Here is a 6,362-nt window from a genome sequence, read left to right as displayed (position 1 = left end):
GACAGCGTCTGCACCGGCTTCTTCTTCGCCGCCATGATGCCCTTGAACGACGGGTAGCGCGGCTCGTTGATGGTGTCCCAGACACTGACCACGGCTGGCGTGGCCGCGGTCACGACCTCGTAACCCTCGTCGGTCTGCCGCTCAGCGGTCAGCCGGCTGCCGTCGACGGTCAGCTTGCGGGCGCCGGTCAGCGCCGCGACGCCCAGCCGCTCGGCCAGCATGTGCGGCATGACCTGGACCCGGCCGTCGGTCGACTCGGCACCGCACAGCACGAGGTCGGCGTTGAGGGTGCCCAGGGCGGCGGCCAGGACCTTGGAAGTCGCCACGGCACACGAGCCGTGCAGGGCGTCGTCGGTGATGTGTACGGCCTTGTCGGGGCCCATCGACAAAGCCTTGCGGATGGACTCGGTGGCGCGCTCGGGACCCATCGTCAGCACGGTCACCTCGCCACCATGCGCCTCCTTGATCTTCAGCGCCTCCTCGATGGCGTACTCATCCATCTCATTGATGACGTTGTTCGCCGAGGACCGCTCGACGGTGTTGTCACCCGGGCTCAGGGTGCGCTCAGCACCGGAGTCGGGCACCTGCTTGACCAGTACGACGATGTTCATCGCGCTTCGACGACCCTCCTGTTTGTGGACGCACGCCTGCAGCCGTGGCTGCTGTCCCCCCGGCCGATGTTACCCGTCGGTAGCATAGGGGTCTCCACCACCGAGAGTGACTCACCTCACCGATGGATCTGATCCATCTTCTCCCACGGCGGCGATGCGGGGGCGGGAGGAGCCGGGTGCGAATGTTCACTTCACTGGTCGATAATCCCCAGGTGCTCGACCAGTGGTTCAACCCGCAGAAGACCCCGGTGGTCGGCGAGAAGCCGGACTACCGGTTCTCGCTGGCCAACGAGCGCACCTTCCTGGCCTGGATCCGGACCGCGCTGGCGCTGCTGGCCGGCGGACTCGCCTGCGCGCAGTTCTTGCCGCCGTTGCCGATCACCCACCTGCGCGAGGGCATCGCCATCGCCCTGCTGCTGCTCGGCGGGGTGGTCGCGCTGCGGGCGGTGGACCACTGGGCGCGTACGGAACGGGCCATGCGACTCGGCGCCGACCTGCCCAAGTCCCGCTTCCCGGCGATCCTGGCGCTGGTGGTCGCGTTCGGCGCGCTGCTGCTGGTCGGCGCCGTGGTGATCAAGGCAGTCGGGTGACCACCGATCCCGGCGCCTCGGCGGAACGCACCCGGCTGGCCTGGCGGCGTACCGGCCTGTCGGCGACCGCGGTCGCTCTGCTGGCGGCACGACCGGCGTTCAGCCCGGCGGCGGGGCCCGGCACGTATCTGGTGGCGGCGGGCGCCCTGGCCGGCTGGGCCGCGCTGGTCGCTCTCGCGTACCGCCGCGCCCGTGGTCTCGGGCTGCAGCCGCCGCGGCCCGGTCAGCGCACTATCACCGCCTATGCGGGGATCACGGTGGCCTTCGCGATCCTCGCAACGGTGCTTGTCACGCTCTGATCGTCGCCGTTACCGGTGCGGCGCGTCATCATTGCCTCATGGTCCGGTTGTTCGTCTTCCTGGCTGCGGTGCAGCTCGTCCTTCTGGTGCTCGCGCTCATCAGCGTGTTGTCGGTCCCCCGGGTCCGCACCATGCCGCGGGTGCTCTGGGTGCTCGTCATCCTGCTGATCCCCCTGCTCGGTCCGCTCGCCTACTTCGTCTCGGGACGCCCCAAGGCGCCGCCGCGGGAGCACGGCCCCGTGCTGCGCAAGCCACGTCCGGCCGCGCCGGACGACGATCCCGACTTCCTGCGCTCGGTGGACACCGAGCAGTCCAAGCGCGACCGGGAGCTGCTCGCCCAGTGGGAGCGTGATCTGGAGAAGGACGAGTGAACCGGGCCCGTCAGGCCAGGTTCGACGACCGCGGGTAGGCGTCGGCCGGGTCGGTCAGCACGTTGACCAGGTACGGCACGCCCGCGTCGAACGCACGCTCCAGAGCCGGGCCGAGCTCCGACGACTTCTCCACGGTCTCGCCGGCCCCGCCCAGCGCCTGGACCACCCGGTCGTAGTGCAGGCCGGGCTGCAGGTCCGCGGCCACGTCGTAGCCGTACATGGCCTGCATGGGGTGCTTCTCCAGGCCCCAGATGCCGTTGTTGCCGACCACGATCACCACGGGCAGGCCCTGCCGGGCCAGTGACTCGGCGTCCATCAGCGAGAAGCCGGCCGCACCGTCGCCCATCAGCACACAGATCTGCCGGTCGGGGTAGGTGACCCTGGCCCCCATCGCGTAGCCCATGCCGGTGCCGAGGCAGCCGTACGGGCCCGGGTCGAGCCAGGTGCCGGGCTGGGCGGGCTCCAGGAAGCGGCCCGCGTACGAGACGAAGTCCCCGCCGTCGCCGATGGTGACCGCGTCGGGGGCCAGCACCTTGCGCAGCTCGCCGTAGATCCGGGCGGGCTTGATCGGGTCGCTCTCCGCGGCCATCGCCTCGGCGTCGCGGGCCTTGCCGGCGTCCTCGGCGGCGCGCAGGCCCTCGATCCACTCACTGTGATCCGCCCGCTGGCCGCTGTGCTCGGCCAGCGCGGTGAGGATGAGTCGCAGGTCACCGGCGGGTGAGACGGCTGTCTCCACGTGCCCGGCGCGCTGGCTCGGCGCGTCGACGATGTGCACGACCTGAGCCGCGCCGAACTCGCCGAAGCCGAGCCGGAAGTCGAGCGGGGTGCCGATGACGGCCACCACGTCGGCCTCGTTCAGCGCCGGGCGGCGGGCCTTGGCGAAGGCGAGCGGATGACCGGGCGGCAGCGCGCCGCGGCCCATGCCGTTGGTGAAGACCGGGATCCGCAGCGCCTCGGCGGCGGCCCGCAGCTCGGCGATCGCGTCGCCGCCCCACACGTCGGAGCCGGCGATGATCACCGGGCGCTCGGCGGCGGCCAGCAGCGTCGCCGCCTGTTTGACCTGCTCCGGGTCGGGCTGCACGACCGGGATCTCGGGTGCGCCCGGCGCGGCGACATTCTCGCTGGAGAAGAGCACCTCCAGCGGCAGGTCGAGGAACGCCGGGCCGCGGTGGGCGGTCAGCGCGGCGGTCAGCGCCTTCGCCACCTCGCCGGGGATCTCCTCGGTGCCGGTGACGGTGGCGGCGTACTTGGTGACCGGGGTAACCAGCGGCACGTGGTCGATCTCCTGGAGACTGCCCGAGCCCCAGCGGAAGGCGGGCGCCCGGCCCCCGAGCACCAGCACCGGCGAGGCGTTGAAGAACGCGCTGGTCAGGCCGGAGATGCCATTGGTGACACCGGGCCCGGCGGTCAGCACGGCGAGGCCGGGGCGGCGCTGGAGCTTGGCGACGGCCTCGGCGGCGAAGACGGCGGACTGCTCGTGCCGTACGTCGTAGATCGGGAAACCGGCCTTGTGCGCGGCGTCGTACAGCGGGAAGACGTGCCCGCCGGAGAGGGTGAACATCTCCGTCACGCCGTACGCCCGCAGCGCCGCCAGCGCCAGGTCCCCGCCGTGGCCCTCGATCATCTCCGCCATGCCAGCTCCCGCCGCTCGGTCCTCGCCAGCACGCTACCGGGCGATCGGGAAAAGATGAATCAGACTCGCTCCAGCAGCCGCCGCAGGTCCTCCGCGATGAACCGGACTGCGTCCTCCATCGACACGCTCGCGATCACGCTGTACGCCGCGACCATGGCCACCACCGGCACGGTGACCAGAACCAGCATGCTGAGCAGCACCTGGAGGAAGCGCAGCGGGCCGCCGGTGCGCTTGCGCTGACGGGGCACGGGTCGTGACGGTGCGTCCCGTTTGGTCGTACGCGCGGGCCGTTCGACCGCCGCCGGACGCGCCTGCGGCGGCACCGGCCGGGAGGACACCGATCCGGCGGCGGAGCGCGCGCCGGACGGGGACACGGGCCGGCCGGCCACGGAGCCGGTCGCGAACCGGCCGCCGGACGGTGAGATCGGACGGGTCACGGCCGTGGGTCGCCGCGCCGTCTTGTCGGCTGCCCCGGCCGAGGCCGCATCGTTGGTCGGCGGCGGGGTCCGTGGCAGGGCGTGCACGTCCCAGGAGGGTTCGGACGCGACAGTCTGATCCGGGTCCGGCACCCAGTGCTGCTGGGCGTCGGGCCACGGGTCGACGGCAGGTGGCGGCAGCAGTTGATCCCGCGCTGACGGCACGGTCTCCGCGTCGTCCATCCGCGAACGCGACGAAGAAGTCGCGGGAGGCCCCGAGCGCGGCGAAGAGGTCGCCGGAGGCCCCGAGCGCGGCGCGGATCCCGCCGCAGCGGCCGAATGCGGCGCGGATCCCGCCGGAGCACCCGAATGCGGCGCAGATGCTGCCCCAGCGGCCGAATGCGGCGCGGATCCCGCCGGAGCACCCGAATGCGGCGTAGAAGACGCTGGGGCTCCCGAATGCGGGGCCGCCGGGGCGCCCGAATGCGGCGCGGAAGCGCCGGAAGCGCCCGAATGCAGGGCGGAACCCGCGGGAGCGCCCGAATGCGGGACGGAAACCGCCGCGTGCGGCATCCCGGCGGCGGGATGCGCAACCGTGGGCGGCGCCGGGAAAGCGGGCGGCGCGGGGAAAGAACGCTGCTGCTGCCGGGAGAGCAGCCGCATCTCGGCGGTGGGACCGGGCGCGGCCGGCTCCTCGGCCAGCAGCGCGGCGTCCGCGAGGATGCTGCCCTCGGCGACCACCAGCTCGGGCTGCTCGATCGCCACCGGTGCCTCGCCCAGCGCCCGGTGCAGCAGCGTCGCCACCAGCGGGATCCGGCTCGCTCCGCCGACCAGGAACACCCCGGCCAGCCGCCCCTCGGCCAGGTCGGCCCAGCGCAGCAGGTCCCGGGTCACCTGCACGGTCTGGTCCAGGACCGGCCGGGCCAGCTCCTCCAGCTCCTCGCGGGTGACGTGCAGCTCCAGGTCGAGCAGCGGCACCACCACGTCGGCCGACTGGAGCCGGGACAGCCGTTCCTTGGCGATCCGCACGTCGTCCCAGAGCTGCCGCTGGGCGCGCCGGTCCTCCAGGGTCGCCGGCTCGGTCAGCCGCTGCCAGATCGCCGGGTCGCGCTCGGCGCAGAGCTTGCCGATGTGCTCGACCAGGGCGGCGTCGATGTCCAGCCCGCCGAGGTCGTCCCGGCCGTCCACGGCCAGCACCTCGAAGCCCTCCGCGGTGCGGGCGACGACGCTGACGTCGAAGGTGCCGGCGCCGAAGTCGTGCACCACCACGACCGAGCCGATCGGCACCTCCCGGCCCAGCACCTCGGCGAAGTAGGTGGCCGCGGCGACCGGCTCGGCCACCAGCCGGGCCCGGGTCAGCCCGGCCCGGGCGGCGGCCTCGGCCAGCAGCCCCCGGCGGGTGGCGCCCCAGGTCGCCGGGCAGGTGAGGGTGAGCTCGGGGCGGACCGGGCCGACCGCGCGGTGCCACTCGTCGGCCACCCGGACCAGCACCGCGGCGATCATGTCGACGACTTCGAACTCCTCGTCGCCGAGCAGCACCAGCCCGTCGTCGATGCGGCGTTTCGGGTTGGGTTCGAAGCGGCCCGGGTCGCGCCGGGCGCTGTGCACGGCGTCGCGGCCCACCACCAGGTGCCCGCCGGCCTCGGCATAAACGGCCGAGGGCAGCAGCGGGGAACCGTCGACGAGGATCGGCCGGGCCCGCCCGTCGGGCCAGCGGGCCACCGCGACGGTGTTCGAGGTGCCGAAGTCGACGCCGAGCGAGTGCCGACCCTGGTCGATGGACATGCGCGCCAGTGTAGGCGCAGCCGGGAAGTTGATGATCTCGCTAGACGAGGCGCCAGCGCAGGTCGCCGTCGCGGTCCCGCTCACAGCGGACGGCCTTGCCCTCGGCGGTCCGGCCGGTCGCTCCCGCGTCGTCGCAGGGCTCGTCGGCAACGGGGATGGGTGCGTCGTCCTCGGGCGCCGGGGCCGACGGCGGCAGCAGCGCGCGATCCGTCGGTGACGTGGTCGGCGCCGGCGGCGGGACGGGCGCCGCGGGCGCCGTGGTGGTCCGGGTCGGGCTGATCGACCGGGTGGTGGAGCTCCGCACGGCGGCCGGGGCCGGGGAGGTCGGCCGTTCCGTGCGGGTCTGCTTCGTGCTGGCGGACACCGGCCGCTCGGCCTGCTCGCTGGGCGGTGCCGAGTTCGTGCTCGGCACGACGATCGGCGGCCCGGCGAGCTGCGGCTCCGCGGCCCGCCCGCCGGACTTCGCATCGTCACCGCCGAATGTGACAAAACCGATGATCCCGCAGAGCAGGGCCTGGCCGGCGACCAGGGCCACGGCCACGCGCACGGTGCGCCGGACCGAGGTCACGCGCACACCGGGCATCGTCACAGAGGGGAACTTTATGGCAACAGATCGATATACGCGAGATCTACCGCAGCGTTTCTCGGTTGAGTCCG

At 73.0% G+C, this 6,362-nt stretch carries 7 protein-coding genes; 3 read left to right on the top strand and 4 right to left on the bottom strand.

Annotation, left to right across the window (positions count from 1 at the left end; translation table 11 throughout):
- A partial coding sequence (locus ACZ6S4_RS39335; RefSeq protein ID WP_465479771.1) for an electron transfer flavoprotein subunit beta/FixA family protein occupies positions 1–611 on the bottom strand: 611 nt, incomplete at its 3' end.
- A gap of 182 nt (positions 612–793) precedes the next feature.
- Here ACZ6S4_RS39335 and ACZ6S4_RS39330 point away from each other — a divergent pair.
- The 3 genes from ACZ6S4_RS39330 to ACZ6S4_RS39320 are packed head-to-tail and all read left to right on the top strand — an operon-like array spanning position 794 to position 1,871.
- Complete coding sequence (locus tag ACZ6S4_RS39330; RefSeq protein ID WP_465479770.1) at positions 794–1,201, top strand: YidH family protein; 408 nt, start codon at positions 794–796, stop codon at positions 1,199–1,201.
- Positions 1,198–1,500 (top strand): DUF202 domain-containing protein, encoded by a 303-nt coding sequence (locus ACZ6S4_RS39325; protein WP_465479769.1) that lies wholly within the window; start codon positions 1,198–1,200, stop codon positions 1,498–1,500. Before ACZ6S4_RS39330 ends, ACZ6S4_RS39325 begins: the two co-directional genes overlap by 4 nt.
- A gap of 38 nt (positions 1,501–1,538) precedes the next feature.
- Complete coding sequence (locus ACZ6S4_RS39320) at positions 1,539–1,871, top strand: PLDc N-terminal domain-containing protein (protein WP_465479768.1); 333 nt, start codon at positions 1,539–1,541, stop codon at positions 1,869–1,871.
- Between the two features lie 10 nt (positions 1,872–1,881).
- On the opposite strand, the gene ACZ6S4_RS39315 is transcribed toward ACZ6S4_RS39320, so the two are convergent.
- Genes ACZ6S4_RS39315 through ACZ6S4_RS39305 form a run of 3 tightly spaced genes read right to left on the bottom strand, consistent with a single transcriptional unit; the run spans position 1,882 to position 6,294 of the window.
- Positions 1,882–3,504: an acetolactate synthase gene (locus ACZ6S4_RS39315; protein WP_465479767.1), complete on the bottom strand. Its 1,623-nt coding sequence runs from the start codon at positions 3,502–3,504 to the stop codon at positions 1,882–1,884.
- A gap of 59 nt (positions 3,505–3,563) precedes the next feature.
- Positions 3,564–5,705: an Hsp70 family protein gene (locus ACZ6S4_RS39310; protein WP_465479766.1), complete on the bottom strand. Its 2,142-nt coding sequence runs from the start codon at positions 5,703–5,705 to the stop codon at positions 3,564–3,566.
- Positions 5,706–5,745: 40 nt separating this feature from the next.
- Positions 5,746–6,294 (bottom strand): hypothetical protein, encoded by a 549-nt coding sequence (locus ACZ6S4_RS39305; RefSeq protein ID WP_465479765.1) that lies wholly within the window; start codon positions 6,292–6,294, stop codon positions 5,746–5,748.
- Positions 6,295–6,362 lie beyond the last annotated feature (68 nt).

Source organism: Actinoplanes sp. NPDC051405, assembly GCF_055586185.1.
Note: the sequence above shows the minus strand (reverse complement) of the source record. Positions and strands in the feature narration are given on the sequence as shown.

What these genes read in the sequence shown, in the direction of transcription:
- ACZ6S4_RS39330 (WP_465479770.1), top strand. Translation starts at nt 794, where the DNA reads ATGTTCACTTCACTGGTCGATAATCCCCAGGTGCTCGACCAGTGGTTC.
- ACZ6S4_RS39320 (WP_465479768.1), top strand. Translation starts at nt 1,539, where the DNA reads ATGGTCCGGTTGTTCGTCTTCCTGGCTGCGGTGCAGCTCGTCCTTCTG.
- ACZ6S4_RS39315 (WP_465479767.1), bottom strand. Translation starts at nt 3,504, where the DNA reads ATGGCGGAGATGATCGAGGGCCACGGCGGGGACCTGGCGCTGGCGGCG.
- ACZ6S4_RS39310 (WP_465479766.1), bottom strand. Translation starts at nt 5,705, where the DNA reads ATGTCCATCGACCAGGGTCGGCACTCGCTCGGCGTCGACTTCGGCACC.